The organism is Flexibacter flexilis DSM 6793 (genome assembly GCF_900112255.1).
In the GTDB taxonomy this organism is placed as follows: Bacteria; Bacteroidota; Bacteroidia; order Cytophagales; family Flexibacteraceae; genus Flexibacter; species Flexibacter flexilis.
Window position 1 is genome coordinate 66,381 of the sequence record NZ_FOLE01000007.1, and the last position, 24,508, is coordinate 90,888.

General features: G+C 43.2%; 16 protein-coding genes. 6 read left to right on the forward strand and 10 right to left on the reverse strand.

Going from position 1 to position 24,508, the window contains the following annotated elements:
* Positions 1-11: 11 nt before the first annotated feature.
* From pyrH to BM090_RS11920, 3 genes are all read left to right on the forward strand, one after another.
* Positions 12-719 carry a UMP kinase gene (gene pyrH, locus BM090_RS11910; RefSeq protein ID WP_091513074.1) on the forward strand — a complete coding sequence of 236 codons (708 nt, stop codon included), beginning with the start codon at positions 12-14 and terminating at the stop codon, positions 717-719.
* A gap of 98 nt (positions 720-817) precedes the next feature.
* Positions 818-2,446, forward strand: coding sequence for a TaqI-like C-terminal specificity domain-containing protein (locus tag BM090_RS11915; RefSeq protein WP_091513077.1), 1,629 nt, complete (start codon positions 818-820; stop codon positions 2,444-2,446).
* A gap of 95 nt (positions 2,447-2,541) precedes the next feature.
* Positions 2,542-3,315: a TIGR02757 family protein gene (locus tag BM090_RS11920; RefSeq protein WP_091513080.1), complete on the forward strand. Its 774-nt coding sequence runs from the start codon at positions 2,542-2,544 to the stop codon at positions 3,313-3,315.
* 1 nt (position 3,316) lies between these two features.
* Here BM090_RS11920 and BM090_RS11925 read toward each other — a convergent pair whose 3' ends face one another.
* The 6 genes from BM090_RS11925 to BM090_RS11950 form a co-directional block, all read right to left on the reverse strand.
* Positions 3,317-4,198 (reverse strand): Rpn family recombination-promoting nuclease/putative transposase, encoded by an 882-nt coding sequence (locus BM090_RS11925; protein ID WP_091513085.1) that lies wholly within the window; start codon positions 4,196-4,198, stop codon positions 3,317-3,319.
* Positions 4,199-4,269: 71 nt separating this feature from the next.
* Positions 4,270-5,607 carry a saccharopine dehydrogenase C-terminal domain-containing protein gene (locus tag BM090_RS11930; RefSeq protein ID WP_091513089.1) on the reverse strand — a complete coding sequence of 446 codons (1,338 nt, stop codon included), beginning with the start codon at positions 5,605-5,607 and terminating at the stop codon, positions 4,270-4,272.
* Positions 5,608-5,642: 35 nt separating this feature from the next.
* A complete protein-coding gene (locus BM090_RS11935) occupies positions 5,643-6,803 on the reverse strand; it encodes a 1-deoxy-D-xylulose-5-phosphate reductoisomerase (protein ID WP_091513090.1) in 1,161 nt (386 codons plus the stop codon).
* A 210-nt stretch (positions 6,804-7,013) separates the two neighbouring features.
* Positions 7,014-8,984 carry a CHU_0125 family OmpA-like outer membrane integrity protein gene (locus BM090_RS11940; RefSeq protein ID WP_221405395.1) on the reverse strand — a complete coding sequence of 657 codons (1,971 nt, stop codon included), beginning with the start codon at positions 8,982-8,984 and terminating at the stop codon, positions 7,014-7,016.
* A gap of 114 nt (positions 8,985-9,098) precedes the next feature.
* The gene (locus tag BM090_RS11945; protein ID WP_091513092.1) at positions 9,099-9,596 is read right to left on the reverse strand and encodes a hypothetical protein; all 498 of its coding nucleotides are present in this window, start codon (positions 9,594-9,596) and stop codon (positions 9,099-9,101) included.
* 171 nt (positions 9,597-9,767) lie between these two features.
* The gene (locus BM090_RS11950) at positions 9,768-12,458 is read right to left on the reverse strand and encodes a D-alanine--D-alanine ligase family protein (protein ID WP_091513093.1); all 2,691 of its coding nucleotides are present in this window, start codon (positions 12,456-12,458) and stop codon (positions 9,768-9,770) included.
* Positions 12,459-13,625: 1,167 nt separating this feature from the next.
* Here BM090_RS11950 and BM090_RS11960 point away from each other — a divergent pair.
* From BM090_RS11960 to porV, 3 genes are all read left to right on the forward strand, one after another.
* Positions 13,626-14,537 carry a DMT family transporter gene (locus BM090_RS11960; protein WP_091513095.1) on the forward strand — a complete coding sequence of 304 codons (912 nt, stop codon included), beginning with the start codon at positions 13,626-13,628 and terminating at the stop codon, positions 14,535-14,537.
* Positions 14,538-14,611: 74 nt separating this feature from the next.
* Positions 14,612-18,472, forward strand: coding sequence for a type IX secretion system sortase PorU (gene porU / locus BM090_RS11965; RefSeq protein ID WP_091513098.1), 3,861 nt, complete (start codon positions 14,612-14,614; stop codon positions 18,470-18,472).
* 141 nt (positions 18,473-18,613) lie between these two features.
* Positions 18,614-19,765, forward strand: a complete 1,152-nt coding sequence (porV, locus tag BM090_RS11970) for a type IX secretion system outer membrane channel protein PorV (protein ID WP_245756722.1) — start codon at positions 18,614-18,616, stop codon at positions 19,763-19,765.
* 91 nt (positions 19,766-19,856) lie between these two features.
* Here the strand turns inward: porV and BM090_RS11975 are convergent, their stop codons facing one another.
* The 4 genes from BM090_RS11975 to sufB all read right to left on the reverse strand — a co-directional run bounded on the left by BM090_RS11975 (position 19,857) and on the right by sufB (position 24,323).
* Positions 19,857-20,513, reverse strand: coding sequence for a hypothetical protein (locus tag BM090_RS11975; protein ID WP_091513106.1), 657 nt, complete (start codon positions 20,511-20,513; stop codon positions 19,857-19,859).
* 151 nt (positions 20,514-20,664) lie between these two features.
* Complete coding sequence (gene sufD, locus BM090_RS11980; RefSeq protein WP_091513109.1) at positions 20,665-21,954, reverse strand: Fe-S cluster assembly protein SufD; 1,290 nt, start codon at positions 21,952-21,954, stop codon at positions 20,665-20,667.
* A 32-nt stretch (positions 21,955-21,986) separates the two neighbouring features.
* The gene (gene sufC / locus BM090_RS11985; protein WP_091513113.1) at positions 21,987-22,745 is read right to left on the reverse strand and encodes a Fe-S cluster assembly ATPase SufC; all 759 of its coding nucleotides are present in this window, start codon (positions 22,743-22,745) and stop codon (positions 21,987-21,989) included.
* Between the two features lie 132 nt (positions 22,746-22,877).
* Entirely contained in the window at positions 22,878-24,323 is a 1,446-nt protein-coding gene (sufB, locus tag BM090_RS11990) for a Fe-S cluster assembly protein SufB (protein WP_091513116.1), read from the reverse strand.
* Between the last annotated feature and the right edge of the window lie 185 nt (positions 24,324-24,508).

A 24,508-nucleotide genomic window follows, 5' to 3' on the forward strand; every position in this document is an offset into this window, starting at 1 on the left:
TTATCAACTATATGAAATACAAGCGCATACTCCTCAAACTAAGCGGCGAAGCTCTTTTGGGTAAGAAAAAGTTTGGTATAGACCCCGATATGCTCCAACTCTACGCTGGCGAAATTAAGAAAGTAGCAGAGAAAGGCGTACAAGTAGCGGTGGTCATTGGTGGCGGCAACATTTTCAGGGGTGAAGATGCCGTAGAAGCTGGCATAGACCGCGCACAAGGCGATTATATGGGCATGCTTTCTACGCTCATGAATGCCATTGCCTTGCAAAGTGCTTTGGAAAAAGAAGGTCTTTTCACGCGCCTGATGTCTGCTATCAAAATCGAGGAAGTTTGCGAGCCATTTATCCGCCGCAGAGCTGTCCGACACCTTGAAAAAGGCCGTTTGGTGATTTTCGGGGCAGGTTTGGGAAGTCCGTATTTTACGACCGACTCAGCGGCCAGCCTTCGCGCCATCGAAATCGGGGCAGACGTAGTGCTGAAAGGTACGCGTGTGGACGGTATTTATAACGCCGACCCAGAAAAAGACCCAATGGCGATTCGCTACAACAACATTTCTTTTGATGAAGTGTACAAAAAAGGCTTGAACGTAATGGACATGACCGCTTTCACGCTTTGCAAAGAAAATGAGTTGCCGATTATCGTGTTCGATATGAACAAACCCGACAACTTGTTGCGCTTGGTAAGCGGCGAGGAAGTGGGTACATTGGTTACAATGTAATCGTTTGGAGGTTTTAAAAATTATAACATTAGCGCAATTTGCCTTTGGGTGAGTTGCGCTTTCTTTTGTTTTACACTATAACTATATGTGCCAAGTTTATGCAAACAAATATATTTGGTGAGCCACACAGTAACGGACTGACCATAGAACAAGCCGCATATAAAGCCAATGTTTCTACCGCCACCATTCGCAACTGGATAAAAACAGGCTATTTGGAGCAAGCGGGCAAAGGGCTGATAACCAAGCAATCGCTTGAAAATTTCATGTGCAACGTGGCTGGGAAAGAAAAATTAAATGCAAGGGCAAACAAGCATTTAAAGGATAGCCATCAACATGAATTGTTACAAAATGTTGTTGAAAAGTTGGCGCAAGAGCATGAAGGCGAGCAAATTGGTATTGCCTATGAAAAAAAGCTTTCAGAATCGTACAAAAATCAGGAAGGCATTTATTATACACCTTCGTGGATTGTAAAAGATATGTTGGCCAATATTAAAATCGAACCACATTACACATTTTTAGACCCATGTTGCGGCTCTGGCAATTTCATTTTGGAGGCTTTACGATTGGGCATTGCAGTTGAAAATATTTATGGTTTTGATACTGATGAGAATGCCGTTTTTATCACCAAAGAGCGTATTCGTCAAGAGTTTGGCGTAGAGGCAAGCAATATTGTTGTGGGTGATTTTTTAGAAAATGCGTCGGCATTTTATGATAAAAATATGAGCTTTAATTTAATTTTTACCAATCCGCCTTGGGGTAAAAAAATAGATAAATCTGCCAAAGAAAAATATGCACAAATGTACGAAACGCATAAAAGTGTAGATACAACTTCACTTTTTATGGGAGCGTGTTTAAAAATAATAAGCCCAAATGGTTTGTTAGGATTTCTTATTCAAGATGCTTTTTTTAATATCGCTACTTTTGAGGATATAAGAACAAAAGTACTGGACAAAAAAATATTAAAATTAGTGGATTATGGCAAAGCATTTAAGGGGCTAATGACAAAAGCGCAGGCCATTATTTTAAGCAATAATACTGTTGAAATAACTGGAAATATTGAATGTAAAAATAAAGAAAATAGTTTTTTTAGAACACAAAAATCATTTCAAAATAACCCTAAAAAAATCCTTAATTTTGGTGCACACCAGCATGAGGCAGAGGTAATAACGCAATTGTATTCAGTTGAACATACAACCTTGTCAGGGAAGGCAAAATGGGCTTTAGGTATTGTTACTGGCAATAACCAAAAATTCTGTAAAGATACTTTAACCGAGGGTTATGCACCTATTTTAAAAGGTACTGACATAACTAAACATGGAATAAAACAGCCAACTACATTTATTCCCTTAGATTTTTCAAATTTTCAACAAGTAGCACCTTTGGAGATGTATTTAGCTCCTGAAAAAATAATTTATAAATTTATTTCGTATGATTTATGTTTTTATTGTGATAACCAGCAACAATATGTTTTGAATAGCGTTAATTTTTTTATTCCTTTGGAGATAAAAATTACTAATAACCAATTAACAAATTTGCTGAATAGCGAAATAATTAATTGGTTATTCAATAAATTATTTGCAACACATAAAATATTGCGTGGAGATTTAGAATTACTACCTATTCATACATCTTATTTTGAGCAATATTCCGAATTTTCAGAAGAATCATACTTACAATTTTTAAACTTAATAAAATTACCTAATAGAACTTTTAGAGTTAAAAACTAAAATTATTGAATCATTTTATAGAAATATTTTTAAAATACATTACAAATAATAATACCTTAAAATAAGCTATTAATTAAAGTTTTTTATAAAAAAAAATGAACACCGAACAGTTACGTGTTTTTTTGGACGAAAAAGCCGCACAATACAACCGTCCCGCGTTTATCGAAAACGACCCTATTTCAATTCCGCACCGTTTCAGCCGTTTGCAAGACATTGAGATAATGGGGTTTTGGGCGGCTATGTTAGCGTGGGGGCAGCGGCCTGTTATTATCAAAAAATCGTTGGAATTGATTGCGTTCATGGACGGTGCGCCTTACGATTTTGTCCGCAACCACACCGAAAGCGACCTAAAACCATTTTTAAAATTCAAACATCGTACTTTCAACGACACGGATACGCTTTATTTCTTGGCTTTTTTTCAAGATTATTACCGAAAAAACGAATCACTGGAAACTGCTTTTAGTCAGCATATTAGCCCCGCAGACGCGGACATCGAAAAAGCTTTAATCGGTTTTCATCAACAGTTTTTTGCGCTGGATTTTGCACCAGCACGCACGCGCAAACACGTGTCCACGCCAGCGCGAAAGTCGGCGTGTAAACGGCTTTGTATGTTTTTGCGGTGGCTTGTGCGCCGCGACGACAAAGGCGTAGATTTTGGTTTATGGAAAAATATTAGCCCCAGCCAGTTGGTTTGTCCGTGCGATGTACACGTGGACAGAGTCGCGCGAAATTTGGGATTGCTCAAAAGGCAGGCTACTGACTGGGCAGCGGCACAAGAACTGACAGCTTCATTGCGACTTTTTAACCCGCAAGACCCTGTGTTGTATGATTTCGCGCTGTTCGGTTTGGGCGTGGAAGGGGAAATGTAGATTAGCTTTGTTGTTGGCGCAATAGCTGTATTTGTTCAACTGTGAGGCCTGTTCCTTGAGCAATAGAACTATTGTCTAAACCCATTGCAATAAAGTTTTTCGCAATCTCAACTGAGTTTTTGAATTTCTCGTCTTGGCGTATTTTGTATTCGGCCTCTATTTTGAGCGAAAGGGCTTCGCTGGCTTTCACGTGCAAATAGTCCAAATAGCGATTGTAGCCGTATTGTTGCTCCTTGTTGAGGCGCATGATGTCTAAGGCTTCTTTGGCTTCGGCCAATCCTTTGGCCTTGAACTCGTCTTTTACCTCGCTATTTTTCAGAAAATAAACCCATTCGTCCAGCGTGTCATTGGCCACGTCGTTGAACTGATTTACTTTAATGATATAATATTCAGGGAAAATATCAGCTACATTTTGCTGCGAAAACGTGTCTTTTTGCTTGGCCGAAAGTTGTAACACATCTTTTTTATGTAAGCCCAAAAAATTCGTAGTGCCCTGATAAACATAATCTTGGCCTTGCCCCAAATCAAAATACACGATATTAACCGAGATGATTTTCTTTATTTCAGAATAAGACTGTCCCAAACTTAAATTTTCGGTCAGGGCTTTGGAAACGCCATAAATCATGCGATGAAAATAATCTATCTCATAAGTATTTTGTATTTCGATGATAACCAATTCATTTTTACTGTTTTGGGTCAAAATGTCCACGCGATTGTATTTGTCTTCGTCGTGTTCCTGATTGCTTTCACTTTCCAAAATCTTTTGGATTTTGATGTCCTCAAACAGTAATTCCGACAAAAAGCCTTCCAGCACCACAAAATTAGTTTTGTTGCGAAGTAGCTTTTTCACGGCCCAATCAAAACGAATTAGTTTTTTGCTCATATACTTGCCTGATGCTCAACATAGTAAAGGTATAAAAATGGGCGCAATTGCCTGCGCCCAAGTTCGTATTTTTAATGAATTTCTTTTTCCTGAAACACAATACCCATACTGGCCAGTTCCGCCAAAATAGGTTTGTAAAATTCCTGACTTACAGGCACAAGTACGCCACGTGCTTTTATTTTATCTTGCAAAATAAGTTTGGCCGCAATGCCCAACGGTAGCCCAACAGTATCGGCCATTGCCGTATAAGTTTCGTCTTGCCCGATAGTTACCAACGACGAGTGGATTTGTTTGGTTTGGCCGTTTTGCTCATACTCGAATTGGTGTTGCATCACAATCATGTCTTTGTCGCCTGCTTCGAGTTTCCATTTTTGCTCCAATAAATGTTGTAACACTTGCGCAGGTGTGGCGGGTTGCGTCAGGCCGATTGGCGTTTCGTCCAGAATACCCGTCCATTTGATTTTGCGGATAATCTCGGCACTGCTAATGCACTGGAACACACTGGCCAAGTGCATGGTAAGTGGCGTTTGTGGGTTTTTCTTTGGCAAAAAGGACATGATAAAATCCGCGTAAGTCATTTCCGCGATATTTTCTATCAGATAAGAATCGTCTGTAATGCCCAATTGCACAAAAATATTCCAAGCCTCGCAATAGCCAGCTTTGCGGAGTGTTCCGCGCAAAATCGTCGGGATATTGTCCAGCCCGTACACCTGCCTGTACGACAGCGAATCGCGGTTGGCGTAGGCATCAAATTTGCCAAAACCTTCTATTTCTACGCATTCGGTTTCGGCAAAAAGGCGATGATATGGCAAATATTTATATTGATTATCAATGAGATACTTTACTGTTCCTTGTCCTGCCAAAATTACGTTGCGCGGATTCCAGCTAAATTTGTAGCCCCACGGATTGTTATCGGATTCGGGAGCAACCAAGCCGCCGCAATACGATTTGAACGAAAGCATTTTGCCGCCTTTGGCGTGAATTTCGTCGATTACCTGCATGGCGGACATGTGGTCAATACCTGGGTCTAAGCCGCATTCGTTCAAAAAAACCAAATTTTTAGCTTTGGCTTCTGCCTCAAAACCTTTCATTTCAGCACTTACATACGAGGCCGTAATCAAATGTTTTTGGTGTTTGAGGCAAAGTACTGCCGCTTTTGGGTGAATAAAAGCGGGCAACATCGAAATCACCAAGTCGGCGGCTGCGATGAGTTTTTCGGAGGTTTCCGTATCGTTTATATCAAAAGCTACTGCCGTAACGCCTGTAAGTCCTTGTGTTTTAGCTTGCGCTAAATCCAACGAAGCATCCGCAACGGTAACGCTCCACTGTTCTTGTGCGGCGTTGGCGTGCAGGTAGCGGATAAGCGAAGAGGCCGACCGCCCAGCACCGAGCAAGAGAATATTTTTCATGTTTTTGATTGTAAATGGTTATCTATGAAGGTGTATTATCTGAATTGAGGTATCAGGCTTTCGGCAATGCGACGCGCTTGCGCATCACTTTCCACATAATCCTGATAAGTGGGTTTGGTAATAAAATCGGCTTTTTGCATGGTTTCGGCAATAAGGTCAGAAATTCCCAAGAAAGAAATTTCGTCTTTCAGAAACGCCGCTACCGCTATTTCGTTGGCCGCATTGATAATACAAGGCATATTGCCGCCTTGTGCCAAGGCCTTAAACGCAATTTTGAGATTTTGGAAAGTTTCCGTATCGGGCTGCTCGAAAGTAAGCGAACCGTATTGACTAAAATCAAAACGCGGGAAATTGTTGGGCAAGCGATGCGGGAAACCCAATGCGTATTGGATTGGCAAACGCATATCTGGCAAACCCAATTGAGCCTTTAAACTTCCGTCCGTGAACTGCACCAGCGAGTGAATGATAGATTGCGGGTGAACCACCACGTCTATTTGTTCGGCGGTCAGGTCAAAAAGCCATTTGGCCTCTATTACTTCCAGCCCCTTGTTCATGAGCGTAGCCGAATCAATGGTGATTTTTGCGCCCATGCTCCAATTTGGGTGTTTGAGGGCTTGGGCTTTAGTTACGGTTTCCAAAAAAGCGCGGTCTTTGCCTCTGAACGGGCCGCCCGAAGCTGTCAGGATTATTTTTTCGATAGGATTATGAAATTCACCGACCAAACATTGAAATATTGCAGAGTGTTCAGAATCAACGGGATAGAGGTTTACGCCTTTTTCGGCAGCCAAAGCCGTAACCAATTCACCCGCCACTACCAACGTTTCTTTGTTGGCCAAAGCAATGTGTTTGCCTGCTTCGATGGCGCGTAAGGTTGGTTGCAAACCTGCGTAACCGACCAAGGCGGTAAGCACCATGTCTATTTGTTCCATTTCCACTACCGAAGCCACAGCGTTTGAGCCTGCGTACACTTTGATGGGATAAGCGGCTAAAGCCGATTGTACTTTGGAATAAAGGTCTTCGTTGGCAATTACGACGGCGTTGGGCTGAAACTCAACTGCCTGATTAATAAGCAAATCCGCGTTGTTTTGAGCGGTAAGAACTTCTACGATAAAGGCTTCGGAATTGGCCCGAACCACGTCTAAGGCTTGTGTTCCGATAGACCCCGTAGAGCCGAGTATAGCGATATGGCGCGACATTCTATTTTTATAATTTGATTTTTGCAATAACAGATTTCTGGTGCATAGCGCGGCGGGCACTTTGCACAAATGGCAATAATCGTAGTTCTGTGGGGCAATTGCAAGAAATAATCCCGAAAGATTTGGGTTTCAACGAAAAGCAATCGGGCGGCCTTGCAAAGCAAGGCCGCCCGATATGAGTTTATGCTACGAAAAACGTAACCAACAAGATTATTTTTTCTCTTCTGCTGGTGGTGTCGTTGGAGCAGGAGTAGCAGGTGTTTCTGCTGCTTTTGCAACCTTTGTTACTTTAAACTCTGTACGACGGTTTTTCTGATAATCTTCTTCTGTAGCAGCATTTTCGATAAGAGGGTGAGTTTCACCATAACCTTTAGCTGTAATACGTGTAGCTTCTACGCCATTAGAAACGATGTAAGCCACCGCCGATTCAGCACGTTTTTGCGACAAGTTTTGGTTGAATTTGTGGTCACCACGGTCATCGGTGTGTGAGCTCAACTCGATACTTACGTTCGGATTGTCTTTCAACAACTGTACCAACACGTCAAGTTCTGGTTTGGCATCGTCACGAATATCTGCTTTGTTGAAATCGTAATAAATGTTATTCAACACGATTTCTTTATCCACTTTGATTTTGTCCATCAACACTTTTGCGTCAAGTGTAACGGTCGTATCGCGGCGCAATTCTTCTTGAGCAGGTTGTTTACCAATAGTAGTGATTGCATCACGTTTAGTAAAATACTCTGGCTTCTCAGTAAGAAGGTTATAGTTACGTGAGCGGTCTAATGGGAAAGAGAATTTGCCATCTGCGCCAGTTGTAACTTCAGCCAATGTTTTGCCGTCGTTGTCTGTAAGAGCTACTTTAGCATTCGAAACGACTACTTCTTCGCCTTTATCGTTTTTCTCTACGGCAGTACCAGCCAATACGAAACTTACATTTTTCACGATAGATTTAATATCAGAGAATGCGTAAATATCGTCATCGCCTTTGCCGCCTTCACGATTAGAAGAGAAATAACCATCCAATGGGCTGCGGAATGTAATACCGAAATCGTCGCCAGTAGAGTTGATAGGTGCACCTAAGTTTTCTACCGTTGTTTTCTTGTCTTTGTCGCGCGTCGCTACGAAAACGTCCAAATTACCCAAACCTGGCAATCCGTCTGAAGAGAAATATAGTTTACCATCTTCCGATACATACGGGAACAATTCGTCACCCGAAGTATTGATTTGGTCGCCTAAGTTTGTGATTTTCGACCAACGGCCATTAGCATCCAATTGTGCGCGGTACAAATCCACGCCACCTTTACCGCCTTCGCGGTTAGAAGCGAAGTAAAGCGATTTGCCATCTGGTGAGAAAGCTGGGGACGAAGTCCAAGCATCTGGCTTGTTGATTTCTGTCAAAGGCTCAGCATCTGTCCATTTGCCGTCTTTGTAACGCGAAACGAACAAGTTTACTTCGCGCAAACCTTTTTTACTACCATCATTACTACGAGCAAACACCATTGTTTTGCCGTCGCGTGAGATAGTGGCACTTGCGTCGTGTACGCTTGGGTCGTTGATCGCTTTGTCTAATGGCGTAACAGTTCCGCTGTTTTTGCCTAAGCCATCAAATTTTAATTTATAAATATCTGTAAAACCTGTTCCTGTGCCAGCATACATTTTGCTTGCGCCACGTGATGAGGTAAAATACAATTCACCGTTTTGGAGTGATGGGCCATATTCTGCAGCAGAAGTGTTAAGGCTATCCACGTTTTGTACAGCGTAAACAGGCTGCTTGCGCAAAATTTCTTCTACTTTTCCGTAGTTGGCTACTTCGCGTTTTGCTCTTTCTACCAAAGCTGGTTTTGTACCATTTTGGGCGTATTGGCTAAATGCGTTTTTCGCTTCCTCGTATTTGCCTTTCGATTTGAGGGCATAACCGTAGTGGAAAAGCACTGAATCCGCTTTTACGCCAGCGTCAATAGCTGCTTTGTAAAATGGTTCAGCATCAGCCACTTTATTTGATTGCCAGTAGCTTTCGGCAATCTGATTGTTCAAATAACCAGCATTGCCATTTTTGGCGAGTGCTTGTTGATAGTATTCAACGGCTTTTGCGTATTCGCCTTTTTTGAATGACTTATCACCTTTTTTCGCGTATTTCTGAGCTGGCGAGGCACAGCTACCCAACAGAGCAGCTAAAGCCAAACATTTTAAAAAAGATAGGTTGTTCATCACAATTATAAGATAGGTATTGGGTTTTTCCATTAAGGGCTGCAATCTAATTAAAAAAAGAAAAAAGTCCTATGAATTTTGAACTTTTTACACACTAACGGTATCAAAAAAACGTTTTGCCCACGTATTTTTAGCCGCATTGCGCCAAGAATTACGCCAAACCCCCAAACTGACACAAGTATTATCAAATAAAACAGTGTCGGGTTGTACTGCGCCTTCTGCAATTTTTTGCTTTAACCCCGCCAAACTTACCGTTTGTACTTGGTCGTTGTGCAGGTATGCCACTTGGCTGCGGTCAAGCAATGTTACGCCTGTTTGCTTTTCAATTTCGCGAATAGCACCCACCGATTTGTCTATCGAACAGCCCGAAGCCGCCGTTACGGTTTCGTCGGCACTAATGATAATAAATTGATTATGTTCTATACTGAAAGAAGCCAAAATGCCTTTGCCATGGCTGTCCCAAGTGTTCGCGAAGTCGGTAAGTAATTGATTTATAGTTTGTAGCTCTGTAGCCGTAAACGCTCTGTTGGCCTGATACACCCATACGCGGGCGTGGTCGGGCATCGTCTGAAAGCTTTGATACATAGTTTTTAAATGTTTTGCTTTGGGTAAAAATAAAAGAAAAAACCTTTACTCCGTACTAAACTTACAAGCTCACACACTGTTGTTTATCTTTTTATTGTGGGATAATAACAATGTGTGAGACTTGGTTTCTGTCTTTTTTGCAAACACTTTTCTTCCGAAAAAAATTTGCTTTTAGGCCACTGCGCCTGCTTTACTTTTGCCGTATTCCAATATTTTGTCAATGAACTGGTAAGGCTTGTAGCCGTTGATGGCGCATTGATGGAAAATACAAGTGGCTGGTGTCATGCCGGGCAGCGAATTGATTTCGATAATGATGGTTTCGGCGCGTAAATCGTCGTACACACGTACAAACGCATCTATGCGGCAATAGCCTTCTACGTTCAGAATCTTGGCCACGCGCTCCAGCTCGGCACGCACTTGCGCCGAAACTTTTTGTTGTGCGGCAGCGTCTTTGTGGAAACGTGCAGGCGTAATGTTTTGGCCTTCACCTGCTAAGAATTTTTCTTCCAAAGAAAGCACTTCGCCCGAAGCAAGTGTTTCCGAAGGCTCGAAAACCTCGTACACACGCTCGCCGTTGCGGTTGTGCGTAAGCATTCCGCCCGTAATTTCTAAGAAATGTGCTGCGCCATTGGCCGAAATCAGCGTTTCAACCATGAAATAACGTTTTTGTGGAAATTCCTCATTGGGGCGAAGGTTTAGCACTTGCGCCACCGACGATTCCAATCCTTCTATTTTGCGGAACATCAAAGCGGCGAAGGCTTCCAATTCTGCACGATTTTTAATTTTTTTCACCGCCGAACTGCAACCGTCATCGGCTGGCTTAGCGATAAATGGGTACTGGAATGTTTTTTCCAGACGCGCCACTTCTGCGGCGGTGTCGGCTTGCCACGCGGTTTCGTGTACCAACGTGTGTTGCGCTACCAAGATGCCGTGTTGCGCCAAAATCTCGTTGGTTTCGTATTTGTTGATGGTGATTTGCGAACTGCCCACGCCCGAACCGTTGTAAGGCAAACCTACTTTTTCGAGTTGTTGCTGTACAGCTCCGTCTTCCCCTGGGCGGCCATGCAGCGCAATGAACACTTCATCTACTAAGGTTGCTAACTTTTTATAGGTAATTTCTTCGGCTTTGCTGATGTGGTTGGACACGTATTTGCCCGTAATGTTTTGGGCTTCCTCGCGAATCTGTACCAACGCTTCATGCGGTTTGTCTTTGCTTTTTACTTTCTCGCGAATGTCGTCGGCATTGTCTTTGAGCATGATATTAATTGGCATTACATAAAGTTCATGCTTTTGTTCGCTGCCCGTCAGGAATACGGGAACGGGTTCATATTTGCCCGAAGAAGCCAATTTTTCGTAAATGTTACGGCCACTTTCTACTGAAATATGTCTTTCCGAAGAAAATCCGCCCATGATAATGGCCACGCGCGTTTTGGCGGTTGGGTTGTTGTGCAAATGTTCTAAAGCACTATCCAATTTGTTCAAAACTTGTTTGAAAACCGCTACTTTTTTGCCTGTACGAATACGCTCCGCCAACGAAGTGCGAATAATATAAGTCAGGAACTGCGACGGATTCAGGCCGATTTCGGCAGCCTGATGGAAAAAGAACGACGATGGCAACATTCCAGACGTAGTGTTGGGGTCGTTGAGGAACACGTCCCCTGCTTCGTTAATAAAGCCGTCGATGCGTGCGTAAACACTGAATTGTAATTTATTAAAAAGCTCAATACATTCTTCTTTGATGCGCTGAATGTAAGGCGTTTGGATATTGATAGGTGTAATCTTGCGGCTCATGCCTGGCAAGTATTTGGAACGATAATCGAAAAGCGTTTGGCGTTTGACAATCTCGGTTGGCGGTAAGGCGATGGCTTGGCCGTATTCGTCTTGCACCACGATACACGAAAACTCGCGGCCTTCAATGAAGCCTTCCATAATAATCATTTCTTCGCTGTCGGTGCTTTCTAAGAGCAAAGACGCGCCATAATTTTCATTATCCAAAAAGGCTAATAGTTCGCTTGGGCTATAAATGACATGGTTGTCGAACACGCCGCCGCGCACGGTTACGGGCATTCCGATACCTTCCCGAATGTCGGTAAGGGTACGGATAAAGTTTACTTTTTGCTCACGCGAAAGGGTTTGCCATTGGCTGCGCTCAATGTGTTGCAAAAAGAAGCTTTTGTTGATGGCATCGGTGAAGGCTTGGGCGTTTTTTTCTTGCAAAACCGTTACGCCAATAGACGAACCTTGGCACGGTGCTTTGATGACAAAAGGAAATCCAACAATGGCACTGGCCTCAATCAGCAACGTATTTACGTCGGTGGTTTGTAGCCATTTATCTTTGGAAAGTGTTAGGCTTTGCGGGCGTTTGAAGCCCGTTTGGGTCATCAAATCTTTTTGAATAAGTTTGTTGATGCCGATAGCCGAAGGCAAAATACCCGAACCTGAGTACGGGATTCCGTACCATTCCAAAATGCCCTGAATGTTGCCATCTTCGCCGTAAGGGCCATGCAAAGCCAAGAAAGCAAAATCGAAAAGGCTACCGAACTCGTCGGGGTTGAGGCGGCAACCCACTTGGCTAATGAGTTGGTCTTGCTCTGTGCGGCTCATTTCGCCCAAAGACTCTATATAAATTTGAAATTCTGCATTTTTGATGTCCAGTACGCTGGCAGGTGGATAGAAATCCCGAATCGTGCCTTTGTAGATAAACTCCCAATTGAGCAAAATAAAATTGCCCAAACTGTCCACAAAAACAGGTACGGCCTCAAACAAATCTTTGTTGAGGTTGTCATATACAGTGCGGCCACCCGCAAAGGAGATTTCGCGCTCGCGCGATTGTCCCCCAAAGAAAATACCGATTCTAATCATAGATGTAAGCGAGTTAATCGCTGTTACTGGGTAGGGATAAATTCCTCAAAACTCGCGACAAAGATATAAGGTTTCGTATCAAATCGGAATAGGGGCAAAGATTCGTGATACAATGTTTGTTGTGTAGGAATTGCGAGGCTTGGATATTTAAACCCCTCCTAAATCCTGTGTTTCAAAAACCCCTCCTAAATCCTCCCCAAGGGGGAGGACTTGAACAGAAGTCGCAGGGAGGATAACAGGAATTGCGGGTCGGATAACAGAAGTCGCGGGTTGAATAACAGGAATCCACAAAGCAATAACAGGAATCCACAAAGCAATAATAGAAATCCACAAAGCAATAACAGGAATCCACAAAGCAATAACAGGAATCGCAGATGGGAAATATTAAAACCCCTCCTAAATCCTCCCCAAGGGGGAGGACTTGAACAGAAGTCGCAGGGAGGATAACAGGAATCGCAGATGGGAAATATTAAAACCCCATCTAAATCTTCCCCAAGGGGAGGACTTTAACAGAAGTTGCGGGTCGGATAACAGGAATTACAGGTGGGAAATATTAAAACCCCTCCTAAATCCTCCCCTTGGGGAGGACTTTTGCAGAAGTTGCGGGTCGGATAACAGGAATTGCAGGTGGGAAATATTAAAACCCCATCTAAATCCTCTCCAAGGGGAAGACTTTAACAGGAATTGCAGGAGCAGAATATTCAAACCCCTCCTAAATCCTCCCCAAGGGGAGGACTTTAACAGAAGTCGCAAGTAGGATAACAGGAATTGCAGGTGGGAAATATTAAAACCCCTCCTAAATCCTCCCCAAGGGGAGGGCTTTTGCAGAAGTTGCGGGTCGGATAACAGGAATCGCAGATGGGAAATATTAAAACCCCTCCTAAATCCTCCCCTTGGGGAGGACTTTAACAGAAGTTGCGGGTCGGATAACAGGAATTGCAGGTGGGAAATATTAAAACCCCATCTAAATCCTCTCCAAGGGGAGGACTTTTGCAGAAGTTGCGGGTCGGAGAACTCTTGTTATACAGAAGAGATATGAACTTTCATTGGTCGCTACACTGTATATAGGTGGGCGGTGGCTCAGGGAGCAGTTTTTTATCCGCTAAATCCTGCCTACTTTCGCAAATTGATTTTTACCAACCCTAACTTATTATTTTAGTTGTCGTTATGCCACACCAACAGGCCAGCCCCAAAGATTATTTGCACTTGCATTTTTTAGTATTGATTTGGGGATTTACGTCCATTTTGGGCGCGTTAGTCAGTATTCCGAGTGTAGAATTGACTTTTTATAGAACTCTTACCGCTTGTCTGCTCATGCCTTTGGTGTTGGTTTTGCGCAAAGTTTCGTTTCAGTTGCCGCGCAAAGCGATGTTGCAAATGATGGCCGCTGGCGTGCTGATAGCCATTCACTGGATTTTGTTTTTTGGTGCGGCGCGTGTGTCGAACGTGTCCACGTGTTTGGCGGGTATTTCTACGAGTTCGTTGTGGACGAGTTTGCTCGAACCGCTGATTACCAAACGAAAATTTTTGTGGTTCGAACTCATTATCGGCGTGGTGGTAATGGCTGGGCTATACGTGATTTTTTATTATGAATTTGATAAAGCGATTGGTTTGGCGATGGGCATTGTGTCGGCACTTTTTGCCACGATATTCAGTATCTTGAACGGTAATTTTACCAAACATCATAACTCTTTGGTGATTACGTTTTATGAGATGGCGGGTGCGCTGCTGGGGATTGTGTTGTTTTTGCCTGCTTACGCTTACTTTTTTGCTGAAAACCAAATTTTACAGCTTGTCCCGACGGCGACGGATTGGGTTTGTATCCTGATTTTGGGCGGCATTTGTACGGTGTATGCCTACGCGGCAGCCGTGAAGCTGATGCAAAAGTTTTCGGCTTTTGCTATGAACCTGACAATCAACTTAGAACCTGTGTACGGAATTATCTTGGCTTTTCTTATTTTTGGAGAAAAAGAGAAAATGACATCGGGCTTTTATATCGGTACGATGATTATTTTGGTGTCGGTGCTTTCGTACCCCGTCATTAACCGCCGCCTTCGCAAACACGAATTACTCAAATAACAAAACAATTTGTAGGTACAACGAATCGTTGTGCTTGCAAGATAGTTTACCTCGTCAAAATAACCTTTAAAGATATGCTCAACTTATTGACCATGATAAGTTTTTCGCGCCAAAAAATGTATTTCTGTTTGTTGGCTTTGGGCTTGTTTTTTGGACAAGTTAATGCCCAAACAGTTTACGAACTTCGTTGGGAAAGTGCGCGTGCTGTGCCGCGTGTGGAAACGGCTACATTAGCTCCTGCGCTTACGTTTGAAAACAGCGTTAATTTGCCCGAAAACCAATATTTACCCCAAAAAAGCATTACGCTCAACGGAAAAATACAGGCTGCAACGCTTCAAAAAGCGGTTTACGCGCCACTTTCGACGGCAGAAAAAGCAAGTTCGGATACGGCATTTATTACTTCTGAGCCAGCGATTAGTTACGCCGTAGGCATAGAACGCGGCCAACATAAAACAGATGTTCGCATTGTGCCGCTGCGCCGTAATACCACCACGCACAAGCTCGAAAAACTCGTGCGCTTTGAGCTGAAAACAACCGTTATTCCAACCAAAAAAGCAAGCTATAAAACCGCCAAAACCTTAGCGCAAAGCAATTCGGTATTGTCGTCGGGAACGTGGCATAAGTTGGGTATTACGCAAAAAGGACTTTACAAAATAGACCGCAGTATGCTGGCCAATATGGGTTTTAATGTGGGAAGTCTTGACCCTCGCAAAATTAAAATCTATGGCAACGGAGGCGGTTTGTTGCCGCAATCTAACGCGGCGGCACGTGCCAACGACCTGACGGAAAATGCCATCGTGGTAGTAGGGCAGGAGGATGGCTCTTTTGATTCTGGTGATTACGTGTTGTTCTATGCGCAAGATGCCTATCGTTGGGCGTATAATTCTGCTAATAAGATTTTTATGCGCGAAAATAATTTCTATGCGGATACGGCTTATTATTTTCTGACGGTGTCGGAGACGGAAGGTTTGCGCGTGCAGCCGCGAGCAACCGAAACGCTGGGAACTTCGCACATTAACAGTTTTGACGATTATCAGATTTACGAGCAGGATAAATATAATCCGTATAACACGGGGCGTGTTTGGTACGGCGAAAATTTTGACCTCACAACGCAGCGCGATTTTAGTTTTTCTGCCTCAGGTATAGATGGTACGCGTTCGGCCAAAGTGCGTGTAGCAACGATGGCGCATTCGTTGAATGTTCCGACTTCATTTACGGTGAATATTAACGGGTCGAATCAAAGCAGCCTTCTGAACTTATCAGGATTTGCCAATAGCGATTATCCTGTTTATGGCGTAGATGCAACAGGTATTTATACATTGAATTTGCCCGACGGTTCGGATAATGTAGCCGTAAAGCTTTCTTACAATAAAAATGGCAACAGCTCCGCCATTGGGTATTTGAATTACATAGAAGTAAATATGCCTCGCAAACTGGCTTTGTATGGCGAACAAACCGCCTTCCGTCGGGCAAGCACACTGGGAAGTAATGGCGTGCTTACTTATGCTTTAAAGGCGGCTTCAGGCTCAGTGATTTGGGATATTACCAGTCCTCAAACAGCTGTCGGCCAAGAATATGCAGCGAATGGAGATTCGTTGTTATTTGCCGTAAATAATGAAGGCTTGTTGCGGGAGTTTGTGGTATTTAATAAAAATGCCTCTATTCCTGCACCTACTTGGGTGGGGCGTATCGCCAATCAAAATTTACATTCCTATACTACGCCTGATTTGGTGATTATTACACCCCCCGTTTTTTTGAGTGAAGCGCAACGCTTGGCCGCTTTCAGAAATAGTAATGACGGTTTGGACGTACAAGTAGCCACTACCACAGCGATATACAATGAGTTTTCGTCTGGGGCGCAGGATTTGGTGGCCTTGCGGGACTTTGTGAGAATGTTGTATCTGAATGATTCGGACAAACTCAAGTATGTCTTGCTGTTTGGAGATTGCTCTTTTGACTACAAAGGACGCACGATTAACAAAACTAATTTTGTCCCAACCTATCAGTCCAACAGTTCTATTGCGCAATTGTACAATACTTTTTGCTCGGACGATTTTATTGGCCTCATGGATTCTACGGAAGGCACTTGGACAGATGCCAGCAACGAAAGAATGGATTTGGGTGTTGGTCGTTTGCCTGTTAGGTCGCAGACGGAAGCCAAAGCCATGGTAGATAAGTTTATTAGCTATGCCACCAATAAGAAAAGTTTGGGAACGTGGCGCACGCGATTGGCTTTTGTGGCCGAACAAGACAAAGCCGCGAATATCAACTTTTTACAACAAGCCGAAGGCGTGGAGCAACCTATCGAAACGTCTAAGCCTGCTTACAATCTGATGAAGGTATATCAGACGAGTTATCCAACGGTGGCTACTCCTTCTGGCCAACGCTCTCCAGCTACGGCAGCCGCCATCAACGAAGCAGTAGAGCGTGGTTCTTTGATAGTCAGTTATTTAGGGCATGGTGGTGAATTGCAGTGGGCTAACTCTTACATCTTGACGCTCGACCAAATCAACGCGTGGAACAATCCAGACAATATGCCATTTTTTATCACGGCAACCTGCGATTTTGTGGCACACGACAACCCTGCCATTACCTCAGGCGGAGAGTCTATTGTACTGCACCCCAACGGTGGCGGTATTGGTATTATCGGGGCGAGTAGGCCTGTGTTTTCAAGTTCTAATGAGTCTTTTAACAATGCTTTTTATGCTACTATTCTTCAAAAAATAGAAGGCAAATACCAGCGTTTGGGCGATGTGATGCGCACGACCAAAAACAACAGTATGGCAGGACTCTATAACAAGAGTTATGTGTTAATGTCTGACCCGTCGGCGCGTTTGGCTTATCCGTCAGAAGATATTGTCATTACAAGCATTAACGGCAAGCAGCTTACCACTACGACTAGCGACACCATTAGTGGCTTGGAAAAAGTTACGATAGAAGGAGAAGTGCAGAGCCTTGGTACGAAAATGAATAACTTTAACGGAACAATTTATTGTACCGTGTACGACCAGCCAACGACCATGAACGGATATGATGGCATTAGTACACCTATCACCTACAAGGTACGACGCGACATTATTTTTAAAGGAGAAGCCCACGTGAAAAATGGCGCGTTTTCTTTAGAGTTTATAGCACCCAAAGACATTAGTTATAATTTTGGTGATGGGAAAATGAGTTTTTATGCCAAGCAAGATAGCAGTATGACAGATGCGACTGGGGCAGCGGCAGGCCTGACCATTGGCGGTAGTGCCGAGGCTATTACAGACGAAAATCCACCTGTCGTAGAATTGTTTATGAACGATACTACATTTGTGAATGGCGGTATTACAGATGCCAATCCTTTGTTTTTGGCCAAGCTCACCGACGACAATGGCATCAATGTTTCTACCAAAGGCATTGGGCACGAAATGACATTGGTGATAGATGGAGATGATAATAATTTGCTCATTGTCAATGATTATTATCAAACGGTAGCAGGTACTTACCAAAAAGGATATGTGCGTTATCCGCTTTCAAATCTTTCGGACGGTACGCACACGGCACGTTTTAAGGCTTGGGATACGCATAACAATTCAGCGGAATCTGTCATTCACTTTGTCGTAACTAGTTCGCCAAATTTGGTAATAGACGAGCTGTTTAGCTATCCAAACCCGTTTACTGACTTTACTAATTTTGGGTTTACGCACAACAAAGCAGGCCAAGACCTGACGGTAAGTGTAGAAATATTTGATGTGATAGGGCAAAAAGTAAAACATTTGGAGACCACTCTTGTAGCAAGCGATGCGCGTGTGGGACTTAGTTCGCAGTTGCGTTGGAATGGCGACACAGACAATGGCTCAAAACTGCGGTCGGGTATGTATGTGTATCGCCTGAAGGTGAGCACCAGCGACGGAAAATCGGCGCATAAAACCGACAAATTAGTTTTAGTCCGATAAATTTTCTATCTATGCCTCTTTAAAAATAGCGTGTTTGGTGGTTGTAAAAAATTATTACGATACAAACAACTATTTGCATATCTATTCGTTAGTAAGCAATATTACCTATATTTGTAGCCTCAATTTTTTCATAAAATGTATATGTCAAATAAATCAGTTTTGGGTTGCCTTTTCTCGTCGGCCTTACTACTCTCCACTTATAGTGCAACGGTTGCACAAAACGAAACAAAGACTATTACAACAGCAGTACCATTCTTGACAATTACGCCTGACTCGCGTGCTGGCGGTATGGGTGAGGCGGGATCAGCTCTTTCGGCTGATGCCAATGCAATGTATTGGAACACAGGCAAATTAGCCTTTAATACACAAGATTTTGGGGCAGCAGTTTCTTATACGCCTTGGCTCAAATACTTAAATATGAATGATTTGTTTGTTTCGTATTTGAGTGGCTACAAAAAATTACGCAAAGAAGATGCTATTGGCATTTCGATGACTTATTTCAGCTTGGGCGCACTTCACCTAACAGACGAAAGTAACAACCCGTTAGGCGATGTCAATTCTAATGAATATGCAATTTCGGCAGCATATTCGCGCCAATTGAGCAAAACATTTGGTGTGGGTGTAGCACCTAAATTTATACACTCCAATTTAGCAGGCAACGGCAACTATAACGGTAGCTCAATTCGCCCCGCCAATACCGTAGCCGTGGACTTGTCGGCTTTTTATACGAAAGAAATAAACTTGAATGGCCGCCCTGCACAAATGAATTTGGCAGGCTCTATCACCAATTTTGGCCCTAAAGTGTCGTATTCGGACAACAACCGCCGCGACTTTATCCCAACTACTTTGCGTTTGGGCGGTAGTCTTACTTCTACGCTTGATGCCTACAATACCATTACGTTTTCTTTGGATTTGAGCAAACTCATGGTGCCTTCTCCAGACTCGTCCAAAAATCTGAATGATAAGAGTTTTATTAGTGGCGCGATGGGGTCGTTTACGGATGCTCCAGGTGGCGGCAAAGAAGAGTTGCAAGAAGTAATGATTGGGGCAGGTGTAGAATATTGGTACGACAAACTTTTTGCGTTGCGTGGCGGCTATTTCCACGAAGCTAAAGAAAAAGGTAATCGTAAATATTTCACGGCAGGTTTAGGCCTTCGTTACCAACGTTTTGGCGTGGATTTTGCGTACCTTGTTCCTGTGGCACAAAACAGCCCATTGGCCGAGACCTTGCGTTTTAGCTTGTTGTTCGACTTCGAGAAAGCGCAAAAAGTCGTAGAATCTGTAACAGACTAATTTTTAATAAAATACATTATAAAGTAAAAACCCCCGCAGAGTTTTAGCTTTGCGGGGGTTTTTATTTATTTAGAAACTCTTCTTTGTCTTTTTATCGTATCAATATAAGATCTTGCTTAGGTGCTACCATTATTGGTGCTTTTCCTGTTTTTACAATTGTTTGAAGTATAAAATCAAGTGCTTTTGTTTTAGGTTTGAGCGATATATACGGAATATCAACAAAAGAACTGTCTCTTATATCACCAGGAATAACGGGCCATTCTGTATAGTCTGTAATTGGTGTGCCTTTACTATCTTTATAAAAACATTTTGCTTCTATAGGAGAAGAACTTTTATTAGCAAAAATATAATAACGAGCCCCTTTATTTCCAACAATTTGGGTTCCGTGGGAATAGCTTGGCATAAAAATTTTTTTTCCACTTATCTCGTTAATATAAATAACACATGGTGGTGAAAAAAACTCTATTTTATCTCCTACTTGTAGCCCCCCTTTAAATGTTTTGATTACTTGTAATTGGACTACCTGCCATTTTGATATTTTATCTGGTTTGAATTTTGTTTCATTGGATAATACTATTCCCTCAAACACATAATTACTGCTGTTGAAGTTTGATTCTATATCTTCCAAATCTGCTTTGAAATTGGGCGATGTTAACTGCTCCTTTAAAAATAAGTCAGCCGATTGAGCATAAGCCATCTGAAGCAGGCATAAGAGCAGTCCGCTTAGAATTATTGTTTTTTTTATCATATTTCTTTGTTTTAGGTTTGAATTAAACTAACATCTAAACTCTATTGCAACAATTTTATTGTTTGATAATCAGTAAAATACATTCCAAACAAAACCCCCGCAGAGCTGATACAACTCTGCGGGGGTTTTGTTTGTTTACTATCGAATATTTTTAGCCGTTAAGCCACTTTTCAAGTTGTTGGTCGGCGTATTCTTTCAGTTCTGGAATCGAGATTTTTTCCAAAACGTCGGCAGCAAAGGCATGAAGCAACAAGGCGCGAGCCGTGTCTTCGCTTAGGCCACGCGCACGCAAATAAAATAGCGGCTCTTCGTCCAATGTCCCGACAGTGGCACCATGCGAACATTTTACGTCGTCGGCAAAAATTTCTAATTGCGGCTTGGTGTAAGCGTTGGCATCGTCGGAAAGCAAAATATTTCGGTTCGACTGAAACGCATTTGTTTTTTGCGCGTCGGGTTTTACAAAAATTTTACCATTAAAAACGCCCGTTGCGCGGTCGCTCAAAACGCCTTTATAAAGTTCGTTGCTCTCGCAGTTCGGGAAACGGTGGTCGGCAACCGTGTGGTTGTCTATCAGGCTTTTACCTTTCCCCAAATACAAACCGTACATGTGGCCTTCGCAATGTGGACCATTAAGCAAAAGTTGCAAATTGTTGCGGGTAATTTGGCCGTTGGCCGTTACGGTCAGTGCCGAAAAATTCGCGCCAGTGGCAATAGAAACCGCCGTCGTGTTAATGCTCACGCGGCCTTCCAATTGCATCTGATACCATTCTACCAAAGCTCTTTCGCTTGCCACGATTTCGGTTACGCCATTGCTCAACACGTGGTTTTCGCCAGCCGTAAGGCCGATTTCAATCCATTTGGATTGGCTGTTTTCACCCAAAACGACCAAAGAACGCGGCTGAACCAGTACGTTTTCTTGCGTGGCATCTACCAAATAATAAAATACGACAGGCTGAGCCAACACTTTGTTTTTAGGCACGTGCACAAAAAGTGCATTGCTCGCAAAAGCAGTGTTAAGAGCTGTAAAAGCCTCTTTTTCGCTGTCGGCGTGACGCGCAAAATGCGTTGTTACGAGGTCTGGATATTGCGCAAATGCTTCTTGCATCGGCAAAATCACTAAATCTGTTTCGGGCGCAATCACTTGTGAGGCTGCCGACGAAAACACGCCATTGATAAAAACCAATACGTTGGCTTCGAGGTCAAAAGGCAAGTTTGGCACGGCTTCCACGTCGCTGGTGGCCGCTACTGCAAACGAATTTTTGAGGGTGCTGGCAAGGTTGGTATATTTCCATTCCTCGTGCTTGGTGGTGGGCAAACCCAAACGCTCAAAATTTTCGATGGCTTGTTTCTGAATAATATAAGTAGCCTGATTTTGAGCTTGTTGCTCAAAACTGGCAAGCAAATTATTTTTCAAATCGGTGTTATCCGTTGTTGTTTTCATGGATTGAAAAAATAGACAGTTGGCACAAAAAACTACACTAACGAATCGGCTTCGGCTTTAATCCAGTCATAGCCTTTTTCTTCGAGTTCGAGTGCTAACTCTTTTCCGCCCGACTTCACGATACGGCCATTGTACAACACATGCACGAAATCAGGAACGATATAATCCAACAAACGTTGGTAGTGTGTTACCACGATAGAAGCCGTTTGCGGTGTTTTGAGTGCATTTACACCGTTGGCCACGATGCGCAACGCGTCAATGTCCAGACCCGAATCTGTTTCGTCCAGAATCGAAAGGCGCGGCTCAAGCATGGCCATTTGGAACACTTCGTTACGTTTTTTCTCACCACCCGAAAAACCTTCGTTCAGTGAGCGGCTCAAAAGTGATTGGCTGATTTCCACCAACTTCATTTTTTCTTTCATCATACCCAAAAACGAAACGGCATCCAACGGCTCAAGTCCGCGATATTTGCGCACTTCGTTTACGGCAGCTTTCAGGAAATTGGTTGTGCTGACACCTGGTATTTCTACGGGGTACTGGAACGCCAAAAATACGCCTTCGCGTGCGCGGTCTTCGGCTGGCATTTCGAGCAAATCTTTACCCAAAAACTCCACACTTCCGCCCGTAATTTCGTAGTCTTCGCGACCTGCCAACACCGAAGCTAAGGTACTTTTGCCCGAACCGTTTGGCCCCATGATGGCGTGTACTTCTCCTGCTTTTACCTCCAAATTGATTCCTTTCAGAATCTGTTTATCGCCAATTTTGGCTTGTAAGTTATTTATTTTTAACATTTTAGTTGTCGAATTTTATTGCTAAGTGAATCGTTACGTGGATTTGATTTTTCATCTAAGAAAATGAAATCTATGTAAACAAAATGGCCTACATGAGTTGCGTAGGCCATTGTTTGTATCTGATAGGAGGGATTAACCTACGCTTCCTTCTAAGCTCACGGCCAACAGTTTTTGGGCTTCTACCGCAAACTCCATTGGCAACTGGTTCATTACTTCTTTGGCAAAACCATTTACAATCAAAGCCACGGCTTGCTCTGTGCTGATGCCGCGTTGGTTGCAATAGAAAATTTGGTCTTCGCCGATTTTGGACGTAGTAGCCTCGTGCTCCACTTTAGCACTGCGGTTGCCAACTTCCAAGTACGGGAACGTGTGCGCACCGCATTTGTCGCCCAACAACAACGAATCGCATTGCGAGAAGTTACGCGCATTTTCAGCACGCTTCATCACTTGCACCAAGCCTCTGTAAGAATTTTGGCTTTTTCCTGCCGAAATACCTTTTGATACGATGCGGCTTTTGGTGTTTTTGCCGATGTGAATCATTTTCGTACCTGTGTCGGCTTGCTGCATATTGTTGGTTACGGCTACCGAATAAAATTCGCCGATGCTATAATCGCCTTTCAGGATAACCGACGGATATTTCCATGTAATGGCCGAACCCGTTTCTACTTGCGTCCAAGAAATTTTGGAATGGTCGCCCAAGCAAATGCCGCGTTTGGTTACGAAGTTATAAATCCCGCCTTTTCCGTTCTTGTCGCCAGGGTACCAGTTTTGCACGGTCGAATATTTAATTTCTGCTTTTTCGTGCGTAACTAACTCAACCACAGCGGCGTGCAATTGGTTTTCGTCGCGCATTGGTGCGGTACAACCTTCCAAATAACTCACATAACTGCCTTCGTCGGCGATGAGTAATGTGCGTTCAAATTGGCCAGTTTCGGCGGCATTGATACGGAAATAAGTGGAAAGTTCCATCGGGCAACGTACGCCTTTCGGGATATATACAAACGACCCGTCGGAGAAAACCGCCGAGTTGAGAGCCGCAAAATAGTTGTCGGTGATAGGCACTACCGAACCGATATATTTTTTCACCAAATCAGGGTGATTGTGTACCGCTTCGCTGATAGAACAGAAAATAATACCCAATTCGGCCAACTTAGATTTGAAAGTGGTAGCAATCGAAACGCTGTCGATAACGGCATCAACGGCCACACCTGTAAGGCGTTTTTGTTCGTCGAGCGAAATACCCAACTTCTCGAAAGTTGCGCGAAGTTCGGGGTCTATTTCGTCCAAAGAATTGATTTGTTTTTTCTGTTTTGGGGCAGAATAATATTTAATGTCTTGATAGTCAATTGGCGGATACTGTACGTTTGGCCATGTGGGCGCGGTCATGCCTTGCCACATACGAAACGCCTTCAAACGCCATTCGAGCATCCATTCTGGTTCATTTTTTTTGGCAGAAATGAAACGAACTATATCTTCGTTGAGGCCTTTGGGAGCTTCGTCGGCTTCGATGTTCGTTACAAAACCATATTTATATTCAGAATTGGTGATGTCTTCTAAAAGGGCTGCGTCTTTGCTCATAGCTTTTATGCTTATTTAGAATGAGTTTAATTATTGCAAATGTAACGCCCAATCCCTTTAAATGCAAAAAAAAGCGTAAATAACGCGCACAAGGCTTGTAACAAATTTAGCTTCATAATCAAGTTTTTATAAAAAATGTAGCGATGAGCAGGTTTGTTATTTTCGCGCCAAAGATTTTGGGTAAA